Origin of the sequence: Dryocola sp. LX212, assembly GCA_041504365.1 — a bacterium.
Taxonomy (GTDB): Bacteria; Pseudomonadota; Gammaproteobacteria; order Enterobacterales; family Enterobacteriaceae; genus Dryocola.
The window spans coordinates 3,208,891-3,227,918 of the sequence record CP167917.1; the positions used below are offsets into that span (position 1 = coordinate 3,208,891).

Genomic DNA, 19,028 nt, shown 5'->3' on the forward strand with positions numbered 1-19,028 from the left:
TTAGCGGTCCACATCTGACATGACAAAATCGATACTACCCAGATAGACAATCAGGTCAGAAACCAGGCTGCCGCGGATCGCCGCCGGGATTTGCTGCAGGTGCGCAAAGCTCGGGGTACGAATACGGGTACGGTAGCTCATGGTGCTGCCGTCGCTGGTCAGGTAGTAACTGTTAATCCCCTTGGTTGCCTCAATCATCTGGAAGGATTCGTTGGCCGGCATAACCGGGCCCCAGGAAACCTGCAAGAAGTGAGTAATCAGGGTCTCGATATGCTGTAGCGTGCGCTCTTTCGGCGGCGGCGTGGTGAGCGGGTGATCCGCCTTGAACGGGCCAGCAGGCATGTTTTTCAGGCACTGGTCAAGAATACGCAGGCTCTGGCGCAACTCTTCTACCTTCAGCATCACGCGGGTGTAACAGTCGCTCACGCCACCGCCGACCGGGATTTCGAAGTCGAAGTTTTCATAGCCAGAGTAAGGGCGGGCTTTACGAATATCGAAGTCGATACCGGTGGCGCGCAGGCCAGCACCGGTGGTGCCCCACTCCAGCGCTTCTTTCTTGCCGTAAGCGGCAACGCCCTGGGAACGGCCTTTCAGAATGGTGTTACGCAGCGCGGCTTTCTCGTAGGAATCCAGACGCTTCGGCATCCACTCGAGGAACTCTTTCAGCAGGCGCTCCCAGCCGTTCGGCAGGTCGTGTGCCACACCGCCGATACGGAACCAAGCCGGGTGCATACGGAAGCCGGTAATCGCTTCAACCAGATCGTAGATTTTCTGACGGTCGGTAAACGCAAAGAACACCGGCGTCATCGCCCCAACGTCCTGAATGAACGTGGAGATATATAGCAGGTGGCTGTTGATACGGAACAGCTCGGAGAGCATGACGCGGATGACGTCAACGCGTTCAGGCACCTTGATGCCCGCTAGTTTCTCAACGGCCAGCACGTATGGCATTTCGTTCACGCAGCCGCCGAGATACTCGATACGGTCGGTGTACGGAATGTAGCTGTGCCAGGACTGGCGCTCGCCCATTTTCTCAGCGCCACGGTGGTGGTAGCCGATATCCGGTACGCAGTCGACAATCTCTTCACCGTCGAGCTGAAGGATGATGCGGAACGCACCGTGCGCGGACGGGTGGTTTGGCCCCAGGTTCAGGAACATGAAGTCTTCATGCTCGCTGCTGCGCTTCATGCCCCAGTCTTCAGGCTTGAAGGTCAGCGCTTCCATTTCCAGATCTTCTTTCTGTTTGGTTAACTCAAACGGATCGAATTCGGTGGCGCGAGCCGGGTAGTCTTTACGCAGCGGGTGTCCTTCCCACGTTGGCGGCATCATGATGCGCGTCAGGTGCGGGTGGCCGGTAAAGGTGATGCCAAACATTTCCCAGGTTTCACGCTCGTACCAGTTGGCGTTCGGGAAGAGTTTGGTGATTGTCGGCACGTTCAGATCGTTTTCTGAGAAGGCCACCTTGAGCATGATGTCGCGGTTGCGATCGATAGAAATCAGGTGGTAGAAAACGGAAAAATCCGCGGCCGGTAAACCGTCGCGGTGAGTTCTGAGACGCTCGTCCATGCCATGTAAGTCGAACAACATGACATAAGGTTTCGGCAATCTTTTCAGGAAATCGATTACTTCCAGTAGCTGTTCACGCTTGACCCAAACCACCGGGACCCCGGTGCGGGTTGGCTGAACGCTGAAGGCATCCGGCCCAAAACGGTTACGCAGTTCGCCAATTACCGGGTCATCGAGATGATCCCTTGTCTGCAAAGCTGGCAGGGCGGCGTCTTGCGCTGTTAAATCGGTCATATTTCTCACCATTGCAAATGGTTCTGTGGTGACTGTCGGCCAGCGGCTCCGCGCTAATATTATTGATATGCGAAGCAGTGTTTGCTGGCTACAGGCGCAAATTAAATCTCGTCTGGCGACCTCAGATTGGTCACAGCAATTCGCTCGCCGCGCTTACGCTCGCGCTCGGACTGCATGTTGGCGCGATAAACGCCCTGATCGCCAACAACCCACGACAGCGGGCGGCGCTCTTTACCAATCGATTCCTGCAGCAGCATCAGCGCCTGCATATAGGCTTCGGGACGCGGCGGGCAGCCCGGGATGTAGACGTCAACCGGCAGGAATTTATCCACGCCCTGCACGACGGAGTAGATGTCGTACATGCCGCCTGAGTTGGCGCAGGCACCCATGGAGATTACCCATTTTGGCTCAAGCATCTGGTCGTAAAGGCGCTGAATAACCGGTGCCATTTTGGTGAAGCAGGTCCCGGCGATAACCATCAGGTCAGCCTGACGAGGAGACGCACGCAGTACTTCTGCACCAAAACGGGCCACGTCATGCACGGCGGTAAACGAGGTCACCATCTCTACGTAGCAGCAAGAAAGGCCAAAGTTATATGGCCAAATTGAGTTTTTACGTCCCCAGTTAACCATGTCGTGCATGGCATGCTCGAGCTTGCCCATGTACACGCTACGGTTAATTTCTGCGTCCAGTGGATCGGTAACGATTTCCTGTTTTTGCAGGGGATAACGGTCATTCTCACCGTTGTTGGGGTCTATGCGGGTGAGCGTATAGTCCATCTTATTGCCTCGCTGTTACTGCGTATGACGGTTAGTGAGACTGTCGGTTTCCGGGTTGATTTGCTCACGGCGCGAACGCGCAGGAGTCCAATCGAGCGCGCCAATACGCACCAGATACACCAGACCAGCCAGTAGCACTAAAATGAAAATTGCGGCTTCCGCGAAACCAATCCAGCCACTTTCCCGAATGGAAGTAGACCACGCATAGAGATACAGGGCTTCCACGTCGAAGATAACGAAGAACATGGCCACCAGGTAAAACTTAGCGGAAAGGCGTAAACGCGCGGTACCAACGGAGTCAATACCTGACTCGAAGGGGGTATTCTTGTGCCGGCCCTTGGCTCTCCCGCCCAGGAACCATGCCCCGAGCAGCATTACGCAACACAGGCCAACGGCAACAATAAGAAAGACAGCGAACGCCCAGTGATGAGCGATAACTTCAGTGGTTGTTGACATACTCATTGCTTACTCATCAAAAGTGGCGCTAAAACCTCTGCTCTTGGCTGGCAGATGAACACCACATCGATTCATGGGGAGGAACAAATAAACCTACAATAACTACCGGAAAACAGAAATTCACCAGCAAATTGATGGGGTTTTTTACTCCTTTCTATAACCTTTTGTCAACTTTAACAAAAGTATCCACACATTAATTTACATCGACGCCGATTCATTAACATTTAATGCCTAATACTCGATTTAACCGAATTATCAATCAGTTTTAACTGTAGGTGAATCGTGTCCGTAAGGCGCGGAAAAATGTGCAGCACCTCTATTTTGGCAGGAAATCACAACTATTCCTCCCCCTAAGAGGGAGTATTTTCTTGATCTGAGACACGCTTTTGTTAATTCGAAGCTTAAAGGAGCAACATTGCCGCCCGTTTTTTAACAATTACTGCGACTCAGAATTTGTCAAATGGCATTTGTGGAAAGAAGCACAACTTAATAACAACTTCTTGTTTTTATTATTATTTATATTTATTATAATTAAATAATCGCACGTTTAGATAAAAAATAGGCGGTCGGAAGAAAAATTTGACCCAGCGGCCCGTTTTATACAGCTAACAATTTGTTACCAACTAATCCCTAAAACTATTCAGTATCGCGCTCAACCAGCAGCGGATCGCTGCCCTCTTCCGGACTAGCTGGATAATGATAGGGGTTCGGGCTGGTTTCCATCGCGCTGAAGATTGCCTGCGCCATCTCGTTGTTGGTGTTCGGATCGCGACAAAGCAGATAGCGGGTATCGGGCATCGCAGGCAGACCATCTGTAGCACCCAGCACGCGAAGTTCAGGGCTCATCATCTCCACCGGCCGCGCGGTGATCCCCAGACCAGCTTTAACAGCCGCTCTTACGGCGGCAAGCGTGGAAGCGACATAAGATATCCGCCACGGAATGCGTTCAGCGTTAAGATGTTCAAGCATCATGTCGCGATAGGGACTTGGGTCGTCCAGCAGCACCAGAGGTACGGCCTCCCCTTTCTGGAAAACGTAATCCGCCGCGCAGTACCATAATGTAGGCGAGGTGCGCAGCACGATTGAGTCAAAATGCGCAGGCCTGGAAGTTGTGACGACTAAATCAACTTCCTGCTGGTTCAGCATTTCAATCATAAAGGGGTTACGCTTGACACGCACATCCAGCGCCAGCTTCGGATAGACCGAACTCACCCGATTAAGCAGGAAAGGTAAAATCGTGTCTGCGGTTTCGTCTGATGCGCCGATTGTTAGCACGCCCTGCAGATTACTGAACATTAAAGACGAACAGGCTTCATCGTTAAAACGAAGAATTTTCCGCGCATAGCCCAGCAGCTGAATACCGTGCTCCGTCAAAAGTTTGTTACGCCCATGACGCGCAAAGAGTTCTTTTCCTACCAGTTGCTCAAGGCGCTGCATCTGCTGGCTGACGGCGGACTGCGTGCGGCGTACTGCTGCGGCAGCGGCCGCAAAGGTGTTCAGATCGGCAACCGCAACAAAAGTCCTCAACAGATCGAGGTCGAGATTAAGGATCGGACGATTTGCGTTAATCATAATTTTTTCACTAGTAGGTTGCTCTTACGAGTCTGCCCTTGTTCTATTGCTGTGATTTATCAAATAGATAAAGCAATTCCATTTACAGAACGGATCCTGAGGGTTTTACTGCCATTGGGTTCAGTCGTTCTGACAAGTAATTTTTATTACCGCTGCGTCTTCTCTATTTTGAGAAAATCAACGCGGGATATTGCACTGACGAATACAACATACAAATAATCGTCTCGTCGTACCAGTAGGTTTAATTCAAAAATCGTAATATTTGTAAACTCTCTACAGGAATGATTTTAATTATTCCTGGCACCGGTAAGAAACGCAGTACGTGAAACCCGGCCTGGAGACTAGCGGCGCAAGCATGGGCGCAGAAACAACGAGACATCAGTGAACAACCAGTAACACAGGGGATAATCCGAAATGAGGTAATGTAACGACCTTATTCCAGGGGTATCTTACCGCAAATCAACACAACTTATAAGGTAACATGCGAATTATCTGATCTCATTCTCTTTTTTTCACTTCCACCCAGTCAGTTTATTCTTAACGTAGAGTGATTTTGTCACGCGCTATAATAAATTCACCTTAACTATTACTCATGCATATATTAATTACATCCTGGATTAAGATTATAAACATCTTCTTAACGCCTGAAGTTTGCTATTCACCCTAGTGCATGAACATTCATTTTTCCTTATGCATTGTTCAATAATGTTACAGCTGGGAACAGCTACTCTATGAAAGTTCGAGAACAGCAGTAGATAAAATCATACTAAAAGCCATAACCCAGATAATTACGCTGTATAAAATTAAATTTCAAAAATAAAAGACTAGCTAAGTTTTTTTTTAGCTAGATTTTCAACTTACTAAGGAGTGCAAACATGCGCAACTTCCCACCTCGCCTCGCTTCAAATCTCGAGCCTGCAGGAGTACATTGGAGCCTGGTTGCTTCCACGGCAGGAAGTAACGCTCACATTTAAGGTCGAAGGTTCATGTCCCCTATCGAAAAATCCAGCAAATTAGATAACGTCTGTTACGACATTCGCGGTCCGGTTCTCAAAGAGGCAAAACGCCTGGAAGAAGAAGGCCATAAAGTGCTTAAGCTGAACATCGGCAACCCGGCGCCGTTCGGTTTTGACGCCCCGGATGAAATCCTTGTCGATGTGATCCGCAACCTTCCGACCGCGCAAGGATACTGCGATTCGAAAGGGCTGTACTCCGCGCGCAAGGCTATCATGCAGCATTACCAGGCCCGCGGTATGCGTGATGTAACCGTCGAAGATATCTACATCGGTAACGGCGTGTCCGAACTCATCGTCCAGTCGATGCAGGCGCTGCTGAACAGCGGCGACGAAATGCTGGTTCCGGCCCCGGACTACCCGCTGTGGACCGCCGCCGTGTCTCTTTCCGGCGGTAAAGCGGTTCACTATCTTTGTGATGAATCCGCAGACTGGTTCCCGGACCTCGACGATATCCGCGCTAAAATCACTCCCCGTACCCGCGGCATCGTAATCATCAACCCGAATAACCCAACCGGGGCAGTCTATTCGAAAGAGCTGCTGATGGAGATCGTTGAGCTGGCGCGCCAGCACAACCTGATCATCTTCGCCGATGAGATTTACGACAAAATCCTTTACGACGAAGCAGAGCACATCTCCATCGCCACGCTGGCGCCGGACCTGCTGACCATTACCTTCAACGGGCTGTCCAAGACCTATCGTGTCGCGGGCTTCCGCCAGGGCTGGATGGTGTTGAGCGGGCCGAAGAAGCACGCAAAAGGCTATATTGAAGGGCTGGAGATGCTGGCCTCGATGCGTCTTTGCGCCAACGTGCCCGCACAGCATGCGATTCAGACCGCGCTGGGGGGCTATCAGAGCATCAGCGAATTTATCGTGCCCGGCGGGCGTCTTTACGAGCAGCGCAATCGGGCATGGGAGCTAATCAACGATATTCCCGGCGTTTCGTGCGTGAAACCGCGCGGCGCGCTGTATATGTTCCCAAAAATCGATGCCAAACGGTTTAACATCCACGACGACCAGAAAATGGTGCTGGATTTCCTGCTGCAGGAAAAAGTGCTGCTGGTACAGGGCTCGGCGTTCAACTGGCCGTGGCCGGACCATGTGCGTATCGTCACGCTGCCGCGCGTGGATGACCTGGAGATGTCCATCAACAAATTTGGGCGTTTCCTGGGGCATTACCACCAGTAGTCTGAATCACGCAGGGTGGTCATCCACCCTCTTACCGGCGGGTGACGCTCTGCTTACCCGCCCTACGCATAATTCGGTGATCCCATGAGTCAAAGTCATTTCTTCGCCCATCTCTCCCGCCTGAAACTCATTAATCGCTGGCCGCTGATGCGCAACGTGCGCACCGAAAACGTCTCGGAGCACAGCCTGCAGGTGGCAATGGTTGCTCATGCCCTGGCGGCGATCAAAAACCGTAAGTTCAACGGCAGCGTGAACGCCGAGCGTATTGCGCTGCTGGCGATGTACCACGACGCCAGCGAAGTCCTGACCGGCGATCTGCCCACCCCGGTGAAATACTTTAATTCCCAGATTGCCCATGAGTACAAAGCGATTGAAAAAATAGCCCAGCAGAAGCTTATCGATATGGTGCCGCAGGAGCTGAGGGATATCTGGGCGCCGCTGATTGATGAACATCAGTGCAGCGAAGAAGAGAAAGCGATAGTGAAGCAGGCCGACGCGCTTTGCGCCTATCTGAAATGCCTCGAAGAGCTGTCCGCCGGGAACAACGAGTTTCTGCTGGCGAAGGGCCGTCTGGAAAAAACGCTGGCCGACCGGCATAGCGAAGAGATGGATTACTTCATGAATGTGTTTGTGCCGAGCTTTCAGCTTTCGCTGGATGAAATAAGCCAGGATTCACCGCTTTAGAGGGTTTATTTAAAGTTGACGGTTGCCACTTGGTAAATCGGTTAGTGTTAACTGGGGGGACGCAGGATATCCACAAAATGAACCGCCCCCTCCAGACACCGTTAACCCAGAGAGAGTTGTGAATCGGTGCTGGGAATGTCCAGCACTACATCGTTGCCATCACGTTTAAACGCAATTTGTACGCATATTTTACTGAAATTCCAATTGCATTGGGAAGTTTTATACTGATTTTAGATTTTACTTTTCTGTGGCTGTTATTTTATATAAAACCATCACGGCGGCGGCTAAGATCGCTTTATTAATTTGCGGGAAGGCATTGTGGGTAAGCGCTAGTCTCAGCTATCCTGGCTGAAGATATAGAGACCCCGGCTATAATTATTTAATTAAAAGGGGAACAGCATCGGCACCATCACAACGCTTACCACCATCACAATCACCGTGAAAGGTACGCCCAGCTTTACGAAGTCGCTGAACTTGTAGTTCCCCGGTCCCAGCACCAGCGTATTGACCGGGGAAGAAACAGGCGTCATGAACGCGGCGGAAGCGGCAAGCGCCACAATCATCGCAAACGGATAAGGGGACACGCCCATTGTTTTTGCGGCAGCCAGAGCAATCGGCGCCATTAATACGGCCGTTGCGGTATTAGAGATAAACAGCCCGATAGCCGCACACATCACGAACAGGCACACCAGCATGATGTACGGCCCGTAACCGCCTCCGAATGACATTAACCCGCTGACGATTAAATCCACCCCGCCGGTTTTCTGCAGCGCCAGCGCAAACGGCATCATGCCAACGATCAGGATGATGCTCGGCCAGTGAATGGCTTTATAGGCGCTTTCCATGTCGATACAGCGGAATTTACCCATCAGCAGGCAGGCGATAATGGCCGCGATGGGGTTGGGAACTTCATCAGTCAGCATCAGCGCCACCATCAAGGCCAGGCAGAAGATGGCGTGCGGGGCCTGACTGTGGGCAGGAGAGGCTTCCCCTTCCTCTACCGGCAGGTTTAACACCAGGAAATCGCGGCTTTTCTGGTTCAGCTGGCTGATAAGCTTCCAGTCCCCCACCACCAGCAGAATATCCCCCAGCTGAAGAGCCTCATCCACCAGCACGCCTTCCAGCGCCTCGCCGCTGCGCTTAAGGCCTACCACGTTCAGCCCGTAGCGGGTACGAAAGCCGATTTCTCGCAGCGTCTGGCCGATAAGTTCTGAATCCGGGATCATCGACACTTCCGCCATGCCAACATCCAGCGCCTGGTCAGAGAAGTAGTCTCCACGCAGCACCATAGGCTCCAGCATCTGCTGGGTGCAAAACTCCCTGAGATCCACATCCGAGGAGGACATATCAATCAGCAGCACGTCGCGGGCGCGGAACTCCGTTACCCCGGTAACGTTGACGATCACCCGACGGAATTTACGCCAGCGCTCCAGGCCAATCACGTTGGCCCCGTAACGCTCGCGCAGTTTTAAATCATCCAGGCGGTGGCCCACCATCGGTGAGCCGGGGCGGATAGCCAGGCGACGAGCGCGTCCGGTCAGGCGATACTCTTTTATAAGGTCGCGAAACGTGCGCCGCTTCCATCCCGCCCTGCCGTCTTCCTTGTTCTGGCCCTTAAGGGCGAACCGCGCGAACAGCATATAAACGATACCGAGCACCAGCACGACAAGACCGATTGGCGTGACGCTAAAGAAATTGAAGCCGTGCAACCCTTCGCGCAGCAATTCACTATTGATAACCAGGTTAGGCGGCGTGGCGACCAGCGTCATCATGCCGCTGATAAGGCCAGCGAAGCTTAGCGGCATCATCAGCCGCGACGGGGAGATCTTCATGCGCATGGAGACGCTGAGTACAACGGGGATAAAAATGGCGACGACGCCGGTGGAGCTCATAAAGGCCCCCAGTCCGGCAACGGTTAACATCAGCAGGACCAGCATTTTCGTTTCGCTGCTGCCCGCGGCGCTGACCAGCCAGGATCCCATCTTGGTTGCCACGCCGGTGCGCACCAGGCCGTCGCCGAGAATAAAGAGGGCGGCAATCAGAATAACGTTAGGGTCGCTGAAGCCGGAAAAAGCTTCGCTGAGCGTGAGCGTGCCGCTAAGCACGAAGGCGATAATCACCAGCAGCGCGATCGCGTCCATCCGAACCTTGCCGGTAGCGAACAGCACGACGGCAATGCCTAACAGCGATAAGACCCAAATCAATTCCGAACTCAAAACGCGTCCTTGTTTTCCGAAAATTAACCGAATGCGCTGAGCATGCCATAAAAAAACCCCGCCGGTGCGGGGTTAAATCATGGGATCAGTGTTTTCTTAGAACTTCGACGCTGCCGTCCGGCATTTTCTGTATCAACAGCTCGGTCAGTGATTTCAGCGCGTAGTCAACGTGTTCCAGGCGAGGCGTGTCGCCAGGCGCGTTCACCGCGATCACATGGCAGCCCGCCGCCAGACCGGACAAAATCCCCGCCGGAGCATCTTCCACCACGACGCACTCTTCTGGCTCAAGGCCCAGCAGCTGCGCCCCCAGCAGATAGGCATCCGGCTCCGGCTTACCGCGCGCCACACGTTCTGCGGTGACGAAAACTTCCGGCTCCGGCAGCCCGCCCGCCAGGCGGCGCGCGGCGGCAACCGGCACCGAACCAGAGGTGACTATGGCCCAGGGAATGCCCACTTCATTAAGATGCGCCAGCAGCGCTGCCGCCCCCGGCAGCGCCGTGACGCCGTCGGTGTCTTCGGATTCGATTTTCTCCAGGCGCAGAAACTCCTGCTGGATCTCTTCTTCAGAGGCCCCCGCCATGAAGTGGCGCAGTGAAGTTATCGCTTGCTTACCGTGGATAAAGCCCAGCACCTCCTGAGACGAAATATCAAATCGCTTCGCCCAGTTCATCCATGCGCGCTCAACGGCTGGCAGGGAGTCCACCAGCGTACCGTCCAAATCAAACAGGAAACCTTTACACTTCACCACACGTCTGTCCTCAGGCATTGATAATCTGCGCGATTTCGTTCGCACTCAAGTGATACTGACGCGGGCATGACTGCCACACTTTCAGCATGCGTTGGTATTTTTCCCACATTGGGGTCTGGGCGTTAAATCCGTGCGTACCCGCATCAAAGTGAGCGTAGCGGCCTTCAATGTTAACCATAAAGCGCACGTAGCCCAGGAAGCGCGCTTCGGTAGCGGCGTCAAAGCCCAGGAAAGTCACGCGGCGCTCGTCAATGTTCTGACTGTCTTTCAGGTTGGCCCACGAAACGTGGAGCGCGTGGTACATCTCCATAATGTCGATAACCGTGCGGCAGGTCTCTTCGGTCAGCTGACCAAACTCGCGATCCAGCTCGCGCATTTGCAGGCCGTAGCCACGCTCAATAATCGTTTGCAGGCGGCGATAACGCTCGGCGTTGTCCGGATCCAGCATGGTCATCATTTTGTACTGATTAGATAAAATCAGACGCTGGGCGTGAGTCATTTCCATTTTTAAGCTCCTGTTACGGTAAAAGTCCCGCTAAAAGTATGCCTTCCTTTATATGCGTAATCGCCCTGCTTTTACAAATCATCGAGGAAAGTTTTATCCAGCTGATTAAAGGCACGTTTAAGCACGTCAGCTAACGCCTGATAGTCCGGCTTTCCTTCGACGGGGGCCAGCGCCTGCCCGGCTTCTTCAAGCTTGCCGCGCACTTCGTAGTACCAGCCTAGAAGGGTTGGCGGCAGTGGAGTCACGGAGCGTTTGCCCAGCCACCATAGCCCCTGCATCGGCAGGCTACAGGCAAAAAGTGCGGTTGCTACGGCGGGGCCAAGCTGGCCGCCAAGGGCGATCTGCCAGGTCAATGTGAAGATGGCGAGCGGAGGCATAAAGCGGATCGCAAAGCGGGTGGCGCGGATCACGCGGTTTTCGACAAAGATTGGGGCGAGGCGTTTATCCACGGGCCAGGTCTTTGAATAATGCTGGCCACGACCAAAAAGGCTGAACCAGCTTATGTGGGTTTTCTGGGGTGTCGACATGGCTTTACCTCAACTTCACATATAAAAAATAAAATTATTGTGCAAGACAACAACTCTATATGACATAATTCAAAATCTTTTGTCTTTACGGGCCGCGGAGGTTATCCTGTGCCGGCTTTTGATGGTCGTAGCCGGGAAACCCGCACCTGTCAAATTATCACTCTATTCGCCTTTGCCGAAAAAATGCGCAAAATGGCGTAAACTCAAGAGACTCTCTTCGCCATGCCAGAAAAACCACTTTGGCATGACGTTAATCATAAATGTCAGCCTCTTCATGCGCTACGCTGAGAGACTATCTGACGTTTTTTTAGCCACGTAAAAGTAGGTACTTCCATGTCGAGTAAGTTAGTACTGGTTCTTAACTGCGGTAGCTCCTCACTGAAATTCGCAATCATTGATGCATTAAACGGTGATGAGTACCTCTCTGGTTTAGCCGAATGTTTCCATCTTCCTGAAGCACGTATCAAGTGGAAAATGGATGGCGGTAAACAAGAAGCGGCTTTAGGTGCAGGCGCCGCTCACAGTGAAGCTCTTAGCTATATGGTTAATACCATTCTGGCACAAAAACCAGAGTTGTCCGAGCAACTGACCGCAATCGGCCACCGTATCGTCCACGGCGGCGAAAAGTACACCAGCTCCGTCGTTATCGACGACTCTGTGATTCAGGGTATCAAAGATTCCGCCTCTTTTGCACCGCTGCATAACCCGGCGCACCTGATCGGTATCGCTGAAGCGCTGAAATCCTTCCCTAAACTGGCTGATAAAAACGTTGCCGTGTTCGACACCGCGTTCCACCAGACCATGCCGGAAGAATCTTACCTCTACGCCCTGCCGTACAAACTGTACAAAGAGCACGGCGTTCGTCGCTACGGCGCACACGGCACCAGCCACTTCTATGTGACTCAGGAAGCGGCCAAAATGCTGAACAAGCCGGTGGAAGAAGTGAACATCATCACTTGCCACCTGGGCAACGGCGGCTCCGTTTCAGCTATTCGTAACGGCGAATGTGTTGATACTTCTATGGGTCTGACCCCGCTGGAAGGTCTGGTTATGGGCACCCGTTCTGGTGACATCGACCCGGCAATCATCTTCCATCTGCACGATGCCCTGGGCATGAGCGTTGAAGATATCAACAAAATGCTGACCAAAGAGTCCGGCCTGCTGGGCCTGACCGAAGTCACCAGCGACTGCCGTTATGTTGAAGATAACTACGAAACCAAAGCTGACGCTAAGCGTGCAATGGACGTTTACTGCCACCGCCTGGCAAAATACATCGGTTCTTACACCGCGCTGATGGACGGTCGTCTGGACGCGGTTGTGTTCACCGGTGGTATCGGTGAAAACGCGGCAATGGTACGTGAACTGTCTCTGGGCAAACTGGGCGTTCTGGGCTTTGAAGTTGACCACGAACGCAACCTGGCCGCTCGCTTCGGCAAGTCCGGCTACATCAACAAAGAGGGTACCCGCCCGGCGATGGTCATTCCGACCAACGAAGAGCTGGTTATCGCTCAGGATGCATCTCGCCTGACAGCCTGATTCTCCCGCCGCCAGCCTTAGCTGGCGGGGTTGTTTTCTGAGTCTCACAAGCCACGCTTGTGCAACAAAGAGGTTATCCCGTGTCCCGTACTATTATGTTGATCCCTACCGGAACCAGCGTCGGCCTGACCAGCGTCAGCCTGGGCGTTATCCGTGCTATGGAACAGAAAGGCGTTCGCCTTAGCGTCTTCAAGCCTATTGCCCAGCCGCGTACCGGCGGCGATACGCCAGACCAGACCACCAGCATCGTGCGTGCTAACTCCGCCATCCCTGCGGCCGAGCCGCTGCACATGTCCCACGTTGAATCGCTGCTCTCCAGCAACCAGCTGGACGTGCTGATGGAAGAGATCATCGCCAACTACCACGCCAGCAGCAAAGATGCGGAAGTGGTGCTGGTTGAAGGTCTGGTGCCGACTCGTAAGCACGAGTTTGCCCAGTCCCTGAACTACGAAATCGCCAAAACCCTGAACGCTGAAATCGTCTTCGTGATGTCCCTGGGCAACAACACCCCGGAACAGATGAAAGAGCGTATCGAACTGGCGCGCAGCAGCTTCGGCGGCAGCAAAAACACCAGCATCACCGGCGTTATCATCAACAAGCTGAACGCGCCGGTTGATGAGCAGGGTCGCACCCGTCCGGATCTGTCCGAGATTTTCGATGACTCCACCAAAGCGAGCATCGCAAACATCGATCCGAAAGAGCTCTTTGCCGACAGCCCGCTGCCGGTGCTGGGCTGCGTACCGTGGAGCTTCGAGCTGATTGCTACCCGCGCAATCGACATGGCTCGCCACCTGAACGCAACCGTGATCAACGAAGGCGACATCAAAACCCGCCGCGTGAAGTCCGTGACCTTCTGTGCGCGCAGCATTCCGCACATGCTGGAGCACTTCCGCCCTGGTTCACTGCTGGTGACCTCCGCAGACCGTCCGGATGTGCTGGTTGCAGCCTGTCTGGCCGCAATGAACGGCGTTGAAATCGGTGCCATCCTGCTAACCGGCGGCTACGAAATGGACCCGCGCATCACCAAACTCTGCGAACGTGCCTTTGCCACCGGCCTGCCGCTGTTCATGGTTGATACCAATACCTGGCAGACCTCCCTGAGTCTGCAGAGCTTCAATCTGGAAGTCCCGACCGACGACCATCAGCGCATCGAGAAAGTGCAGGAATATGTGGCAAGCCACATCGACAGCAGCTGGATCGAATCCCTGACCGCCACCTCCGAGCGCAGCCGTCGCCTGTCTCCACCGGCGTTCCGCTATCAGCTGACCGAACTGGCCCGTAAAGCCGGCAAGCGCGTTGTGCTGCCGGAAGGCGACGAGCCGCGTACCGTGAAAGCAGCCGCTATTTGCGCTGAACGCGGTATCGCGACCTGTGTGCTGCTGGGTAACCCGGATGAAATCGCCCGTGTTGCTGCGGCGCAGGGCGTTGAGCTGGGCGCAGGCATCGAAATCGTTGACCCGGAAGTGGTTCGCGAAAGCTACATTCCCCGCCTGGTTGAGCTGCGTAAGAACAAAGGTATGAACGAAGCCGTTGCTCGCGAGCAGCTGGAAGACAACGTCGTACTCGGCACGCTGATGCTGGAGCAGGACGAAGTTGACGGCCTGGTTTCCGGTGCGGTGCACACCACCGCGAACACCATCCGCCCACCGCTGCAGCTGATCAAAACTGCACCGGGCAGCTCGCTGGTTTCCTCCGTGTTCTTCATGCTGCTGCCTGATCAGGTTTACGTTTACGGCGACTGCGCGATCAACCCGGATCCAACCGCTGAGCAGCTGGCAGAGATCGCCATTCAGTCTGCGGATTCCGCTGCTGCATTCGGCATCGAGCCACGCGTAGCGATGCTCTCCTACTCTACCGGTACCTCTGGTGCAGGTAGCGACGTAGAGAAAGTGCGTGAAGCGACTCGTCTGGCCCAGGAAAAACGTCCTGACCTGATGATCGACGGTCCGCTGCAGTACGACGCCGCCGTGATGGCAGACGTTGCGAAGTCCAAAGCGCCAAACTCCCCGGTTGCGGGTCGTGCCACTGTGTTCATCTTCCCGGACCTGAACACCGGTAACACCACTTACAAGGCGGTGCAGCGTTCAGCAGACCTGATCTCCATCGGGCCAATGCTGCAGGGCATGCGCAAGCCGGTCAACGACCTGTCCCGTGGCGCACTGGTAGACGATATCGTTTACACCATCGCGCTGACGGCGATCCAGTCCTCCCAGCAGGACTAAGTTTCGTTGATGAGCAAAAAGGCCGCGAAAGCGGCCTTTAGATTGCTAACAAAAAAGGAAAAAGCGTGGTTTTTCCTTCTTTGTGATAAGCAGGCGAAAATCAATGAATTGATTTTCCTTGTTAATTATTCGGTGAGATCTTTTCGAAACTCATTCGCTTTAGGTTTATCATCAGTCTGAAAGGCCGCGAAAGCGGCCTTTTTTATTGGCAGTGTCGGATGACGCAGGTTTACCGACCTAAAAATCTTTCGGCCTCATCCGCCATAAAGTTCCGTAGGGTGGATAAGCGCCAGCGCCATCCACCGAAAAAGCTAAAGCAGTTCTCGCGCGGCCTTAACGATATCGTCCGCCGTCAGGCCGTACACCTTCTGCAAATAGTCCTGGGTTCCCACCTGGCCATAGCGTTCTTTCACCCCTACCCGCCTCATCGGTACCGGACAAGTTTCCACTAAGACCTCCGCCACCGCTGAACCCAGCCCGTTGTGAATACTGTGGTTTTCACAGGTCACGATGCGCCCGGTTTTTTCCGCGTAGTTCTTCACCAACATGCGATCGATGGGCTTGAGGGTGAACATATCAATCACCGCCGCCTTCACGCCCTGCACCGCCAGCATGTCCGCCGCCTTCAGCGCTTCGGCGACCATAATGCCGTTGGCGATAAGCGTAACGTCCTCGCCGTCGCGCAGCACGTTGCCCTTGCCGATGGTGAAGGTCGCCCCTTCTTCGTAGATCTTCACCGCCTGCTTGCGGATGGTGCGTACCCAGTAAAATCCTTCCAGCGTGATCAGCTGATTGAGGATATCTTTGAACATCGTCGCGTCCGTCACCTCCAGCACGACCGAGTTCGCCAGCCCGCGCACGATGCCCATATCCTCAAACGACATATGCGTGCCGCCGTTATGACAGGCCGTTACCCCCGCGTCGGAGGCAATCACCTTCACGTTGTTGCGCTGGTAGTCCAAAGACATAAACAATTGATCGAAGCAGCGGCGGCTGGCGAATGCGGTAAAGGTGTGAACGAACGGCTTGCGCCCGGTGAGCGACAGCCCCGCCGCCACGCCAATCACGTTGGCCTCCATAATGCCGCAGTTAATCACCTGCTGAGGATAGTCCCGCTGCACGCTGTCCATCGCCATCGAACTCATCAGATCCGCTTCCAGCGCGATAATCTCGCTGACTGCCGTAATCTGCTGCTGAACAAATCCCGCGTAGACCTTACGCATCTCAATGCTGTCATTTGTCATCTGCTGCCTCCAGCTCTGCAATAGCCTGCTCAAGCGCCTGTTTTGAGGAATCGGTCAGTCGAATATGATGTGAATTGCTGAGCTGCTCGAGATAAGGCACGCCCTGCCCTTTAATGCTGTCGAGAATCACTACCAGCGGACGTTCGCCTTCGCCCCGCACGGGCTTCACTGCTGCCAGCAGGCCGCTGATGTCATCGCCTTTCACGGTCTGCACGTCGAAGCCAAACGAGATGAATTTCCCCGACAGGTCAAAGGCGCAGATAATTTCATCCAGCTCGCCGTCCAGCTGCTGCTTATTCCAGTCGATAAACACCGTCAGGTTGTTCAGCTTATGGTGGGCAATAAACTGGAACGCCTCCCAGCACTGCCCCTCGTTCAGCTCGCCGTCGCCCACAATACAAAAAACGCGGTTGCTACGCCTGCCGAGCTTGTGGGAAAGCGCCATCCCCGCCGCAATCGAAATCCCCTGCCCGAGCGAGCCGGTCGTCGCATCCACGCCGCGCGTTTTCAGACGATCGGGATGGCTGGGTAATTTGGTGCCGTTCTCGTTGAGCGTGGAAAGCTGCTCAACGGGGAAGTAGCCTTTCAGCGCCAGCGTGCTGTACAGCGCCGGGCCCGCGTGGCCTTTTGACAGTACAAAATAGTCGCGCTCCGCCCAGTCCGGGTCGCCCGGATCGATACGCATCACGTCGCCATACAGCACCGCCAGCGTCTCTACCACCGACATGCTGCCGCCGTAGTGCCCGAATCCGAGCTGCGTTAACGCCTTCAGCGTTTCCAGGCGGATGTGGCGCGCAAGGGTCGTTATCTCTGCCAGATTACTCATCATTTCACCTCTGCATTGTTTTCAGACTGCACTTTCTTTTTGCCCAGATAGTTGAAGCCCACCAGCACCGCGAACAGCGCGACCACCAGCGCGGTGATGCCAACCGGCGATACGAAGCGCGCCAGATTGCCCAGCACGATGCCAACCACGCCGAAGTCCGCGTCCGAGAAGGTGGTATTGGCGAAGCCGAGCGCCCCCAGTACCGGCAGCAGCAGGACGGGCAGGAAGGTAATCAGCAGGCCGTTGGCAAAGGCGCCGAGCATGGCGCCACGGCGCCCACCGGTTGCGTTACCGAACACGCCCGCCGTCGCCCCGGTAAAGAAGTGCGGCACCACGCCCGGCAGGATCAGCACCAGCTTCATCTGCCCGAGCAGGAACAGCCCCACCAGCCCGCCGAGGAAGCTGAACAGGAAGCCAATCAGCACCGCGTTTGGCGCGTAGGGGTAGACCACCGGGCAGTCGAGCGCTGGCCGGGCGTTTGGCACCAGTTTTTCAGAGAAGCCGGTAAACGCCGGGACAATCTCCGCCAAAATCAGCCGCACGCCCTGCAGGATGATGAAGACACCCGCGGCGAAGGTAATCGCCTGGATAATCGAGTAGACCAGGAAGTTCTGCCCACCGCTCAGCTGGCTTTCGACATAGTCTTTTCCCGCGCAGACGGCGAGGATCAGGTAGATAACGATCATGGTCAGCGAGATAGAAATGGAGCTGTCGCGCAGGAAACTCAGGTTCTTCGGCAGGTTCATCTCTTCCGTTGAACGCGATCCCTTGCCGCATTTACTGCCGATCCAGCCGGAGAGCACGTAGCCCAGGGTCCCAAAATGCCCGAAGCCAATGTCATCGGTGCCGGTAATGCGGCGCATATAGCGCTGGGCAATCGCCGGGAAGAACGCCATGATCAGGCCCAAAATCAGCGACCCGGTAAACACCAGCCCTACGCCCTCGAAGCCAGCGACGGTCAGGATCACACTGATCATGCAGGCCATATAAAACGTATGGTGGCCGGTCAGGAAGATATACTTCAGCCTGGTGAAGCGGGCGACGATGATGTTCGCGACCATGCCGAAAGCCATAATCAGCGCGGTCGACGCGCCGTATTTCTCCAGCGCAATTGAAACGATGGCTTCGTTATTAGGAATAATCCCCTGAATATTGAAAGCATGTTCAAACATGCCACCCAGCGGATTTAACGAGCTGACCAATACCGTCGCCCCGCCGCCCAGAACAATAAAGCCCAGAACCGTTTTAATTGAGCCTTTCACCACGTCAGAAAAAGATTTCTTTTGCGCCACCAGGCCAATCAAAGCAATTAAGCCAACCAGGATGGCGGGCACCTTAAGAATATCAACAATAAAATTCAGCGTTTCAAGGATAAACATATCCACCTCGCCCTGTAAGGATTAACGGTTAGCAAAATAAGCACCGAGCTTATCTTCCAGTTCGTTGATATCAATAATGCTGGTCAGCACCACCAGCCTGTCGCCCGGCACGCTGGCACTTTCAGCGATGTCCTTTGCCATCACAAACAGGTCGGCGGCCCCTGGCGTGGCCGAAGATAAATCTGAGTGCTCCACCTCCGCGTCTATATTCAACTTTTTCAAAACTTTTTTGATATTCATCTCGACCATAAAACTGCTGCCAAGACCCGATCCGCAGATAGCCATTATTTTCATCTTTATTTCCTTTTATTCAGGATGCATACCGCCGCACCG

The 19,028-nt window shown here is 54.2% G+C and carries 16 protein-coding genes; 4 read left to right on the forward strand and 12 right to left on the reverse strand.

Features of this window, described 5'->3' with window-relative positions; all coding sequences use genetic code 11:
- From nuoC to lrhA, 4 genes are all read right to left on the reverse strand, one after another.
- Window positions 1-1,812, reverse strand: a complete 1,812-nt coding sequence (gene nuoC / locus ACA108_15495) for an NADH-quinone oxidoreductase subunit C/D (protein ID XEX94774.1) — start codon at window positions 1,810-1,812, stop codon at window positions 1-3.
- Between the two features lie 89 nt (window positions 1,813-1,901).
- Window positions 1,902-2,579 carry an NADH-quinone oxidoreductase subunit B family protein gene (locus ACA108_15500; GenBank protein ID XEX94775.1) on the reverse strand — a complete coding sequence of 226 codons (678 nt, stop codon included), beginning with the start codon at window positions 2,577-2,579 and terminating at the stop codon, window positions 1,902-1,904.
- A 15-nt stretch (window positions 2,580-2,594) separates the two neighbouring features.
- The gene (nuoA, locus tag ACA108_15505) at window positions 2,595-3,041 is read right to left on the reverse strand and encodes an NADH-quinone oxidoreductase subunit NuoA (GenBank protein XEX94776.1); all 447 of its coding nucleotides are present in this window, start codon (window positions 3,039-3,041) and stop codon (window positions 2,595-2,597) included.
- 630 nt (window positions 3,042-3,671) lie between these two features.
- The gene (gene lrhA / locus ACA108_15510) at window positions 3,672-4,607 is read right to left on the reverse strand and encodes a transcriptional regulator LrhA (GenBank protein ID XEX94777.1); all 936 of its coding nucleotides are present in this window, start codon (window positions 4,605-4,607) and stop codon (window positions 3,672-3,674) included.
- A gap of 986 nt (window positions 4,608-5,593) precedes the next feature.
- On the opposite strand from lrhA, the gene alaA reads away from it, so the two are divergent.
- Complete coding sequence (gene alaA, locus ACA108_15515; protein ID XEX94778.1) at window positions 5,594-6,808, forward strand: alanine transaminase AlaA; 1,215 nt, start codon at window positions 5,594-5,596, stop codon at window positions 6,806-6,808.
- An 84-nt stretch (window positions 6,809-6,892) separates the two neighbouring features.
- Window positions 6,893-7,492, forward strand: a complete 600-nt coding sequence (gene yfbR / locus ACA108_15520; GenBank protein XEX94779.1) for a 5'-deoxynucleotidase — start codon at window positions 6,893-6,895, stop codon at window positions 7,490-7,492.
- Window positions 7,493-7,875: 383 nt separating this feature from the next.
- Here the strand turns inward: yfbR and ACA108_15525 are convergent, their stop codons facing one another.
- The 4 genes from ACA108_15525 to yfbV form a co-directional block, all read right to left on the reverse strand.
- The gene (locus ACA108_15525; protein XEX94780.1) at window positions 7,876-9,708 is read right to left on the reverse strand and encodes an SLC13 family permease; all 1,833 of its coding nucleotides are present in this window, start codon (window positions 9,706-9,708) and stop codon (window positions 7,876-7,878) included.
- Between the two features lie 85 nt (window positions 9,709-9,793).
- The gene (locus ACA108_15530) at window positions 9,794-10,474 is read right to left on the reverse strand and encodes a sugar phosphatase (GenBank protein ID XEX94781.1); all 681 of its coding nucleotides are present in this window, start codon (window positions 10,472-10,474) and stop codon (window positions 9,794-9,796) included.
- Window positions 10,467-10,961: a YfbU family protein gene (locus tag ACA108_15535; GenBank protein ID XEX94782.1), complete on the reverse strand. Its 495-nt coding sequence runs from the start codon at window positions 10,959-10,961 to the stop codon at window positions 10,467-10,469. Before ACA108_15535 ends, ACA108_15530 begins: the two co-directional genes overlap by 8 nt.
- A 71-nt stretch (window positions 10,962-11,032) precedes the next feature.
- Window positions 11,033-11,488: a terminus macrodomain insulation protein YfbV gene (gene yfbV / locus ACA108_15540; GenBank protein XEX94783.1), complete on the reverse strand. Its 456-nt coding sequence runs from the start codon at window positions 11,486-11,488 to the stop codon at window positions 11,033-11,035.
- A 333-nt stretch (window positions 11,489-11,821) separates the two neighbouring features.
- Here yfbV and ackA point away from each other — a divergent pair, with 333 nt between their 5' ends.
- A complete protein-coding gene (gene ackA / locus ACA108_15545; protein XEX94784.1) occupies window positions 11,822-13,024 on the forward strand; it encodes an acetate kinase in 1,203 nt (400 codons plus the stop codon).
- A gap of 80 nt (window positions 13,025-13,104) precedes the next feature.
- A complete protein-coding gene (gene pta, locus ACA108_15550) occupies window positions 13,105-15,246 on the forward strand; it encodes a phosphate acetyltransferase (GenBank protein XEX94785.1) in 2,142 nt (713 codons plus the stop codon).
- A gap of 311 nt (window positions 15,247-15,557) precedes the next feature.
- Here the strand turns inward: pta and ACA108_15555 are convergent, their stop codons facing one another.
- From ACA108_15555 to ACA108_15570, 4 genes are read right to left on the reverse strand one after another with little or no spacing between them, the layout of a single operon-like run.
- Window positions 15,558-16,490 carry a transketolase family protein gene (locus tag ACA108_15555; protein ID XEX94786.1) on the reverse strand — a complete coding sequence of 311 codons (933 nt, stop codon included), beginning with the start codon at window positions 16,488-16,490 and terminating at the stop codon, window positions 15,558-15,560.
- Window positions 16,480-17,316, reverse strand: coding sequence for a transketolase (locus tag ACA108_15560; protein ID XEX98128.1), 837 nt, complete (start codon window positions 17,314-17,316; stop codon window positions 16,480-16,482). The genes ACA108_15555 and ACA108_15560 overlap by 11 nt, the downstream gene beginning before the upstream one ends.
- Window positions 17,316-18,695: a PTS ascorbate transporter subunit IIC gene (locus ACA108_15565; protein ID XEX94787.1), complete on the reverse strand. Its 1,380-nt coding sequence runs from the start codon at window positions 18,693-18,695 to the stop codon at window positions 17,316-17,318. Before ACA108_15565 ends, ACA108_15560 begins: the two co-directional genes overlap by 1 nt.
- A gap of 21 nt (window positions 18,696-18,716) precedes the next feature.
- Window positions 18,717-18,989 carry a PTS sugar transporter subunit IIB gene (locus tag ACA108_15570; protein XEX94788.1) on the reverse strand — a complete coding sequence of 91 codons (273 nt, stop codon included), beginning with the start codon at window positions 18,987-18,989 and terminating at the stop codon, window positions 18,717-18,719.
- Between the last annotated feature and the right edge of the window lie 39 nt (window positions 18,990-19,028).

Excerpts from the sequence above, each read along its gene's own strand:
- nuoC (XEX94774.1), bottom strand. The coding sequence starts at position 1,812 with ATGGTGAGAAATATGACCGATTTAACAGCGCAAGACGCCGCCCTGCCA.
- ACA108_15500 (XEX94775.1), bottom strand. The coding sequence starts at position 2,579 with ATGGACTATACGCTCACCCGCATAGACCCCAACAACGGTGAGAATGAC.
- nuoA (XEX94776.1), bottom strand. The coding sequence starts at position 3,041 with ATGAGTATGTCAACAACCACTGAAGTTATCGCTCATCACTGGGCGTTC.
- lrhA (XEX94777.1), bottom strand. The coding sequence starts at position 4,607 with ATGATTAACGCAAATCGTCCGATCCTTAATCTCGACCTCGATCTGTTG.
- alaA (XEX94778.1), top strand. The coding sequence starts at position 5,594 with ATGTCCCCTATCGAAAAATCCAGCAAATTAGATAACGTCTGTTACGAC.
- yfbR (XEX94779.1), top strand. The coding sequence starts at position 6,893 with ATGAGTCAAAGTCATTTCTTCGCCCATCTCTCCCGCCTGAAACTCATT.
- ACA108_15530 (XEX94781.1), bottom strand. The coding sequence starts at position 10,474 with ATGCCTGAGGACAGACGTGTGGTGAAGTGTAAAGGTTTCCTGTTTGAT.
- ACA108_15535 (XEX94782.1), bottom strand. The coding sequence starts at position 10,961 with ATGGAAATGACTCACGCCCAGCGTCTGATTTTATCTAATCAGTACAAA.
- yfbV (XEX94783.1), bottom strand. The coding sequence starts at position 11,488 with ATGTCGACACCCCAGAAAACCCACATAAGCTGGTTCAGCCTTTTTGGT.
- ackA (XEX94784.1), top strand. The coding sequence starts at position 11,822 with ATGTCGAGTAAGTTAGTACTGGTTCTTAACTGCGGTAGCTCCTCACTG.
- ACA108_15555 (XEX94786.1), bottom strand. The coding sequence starts at position 16,490 with ATGACAAATGACAGCATTGAGATGCGTAAGGTCTACGCGGGATTTGTT.
- ACA108_15560 (XEX98128.1), bottom strand. The coding sequence starts at position 17,316 with ATGAGTAATCTGGCAGAGATAACGACCCTTGCGCGCCACATCCGCCTG.
- ACA108_15565 (XEX94787.1), bottom strand. The coding sequence starts at position 18,695 with ATGTTTATCCTTGAAACGCTGAATTTTATTGTTGATATTCTTAAGGTG.
- ACA108_15570 (XEX94788.1), bottom strand. The coding sequence starts at position 18,989 with ATGAAAATAATGGCTATCTGCGGATCGGGTCTTGGCAGCAGTTTTATG.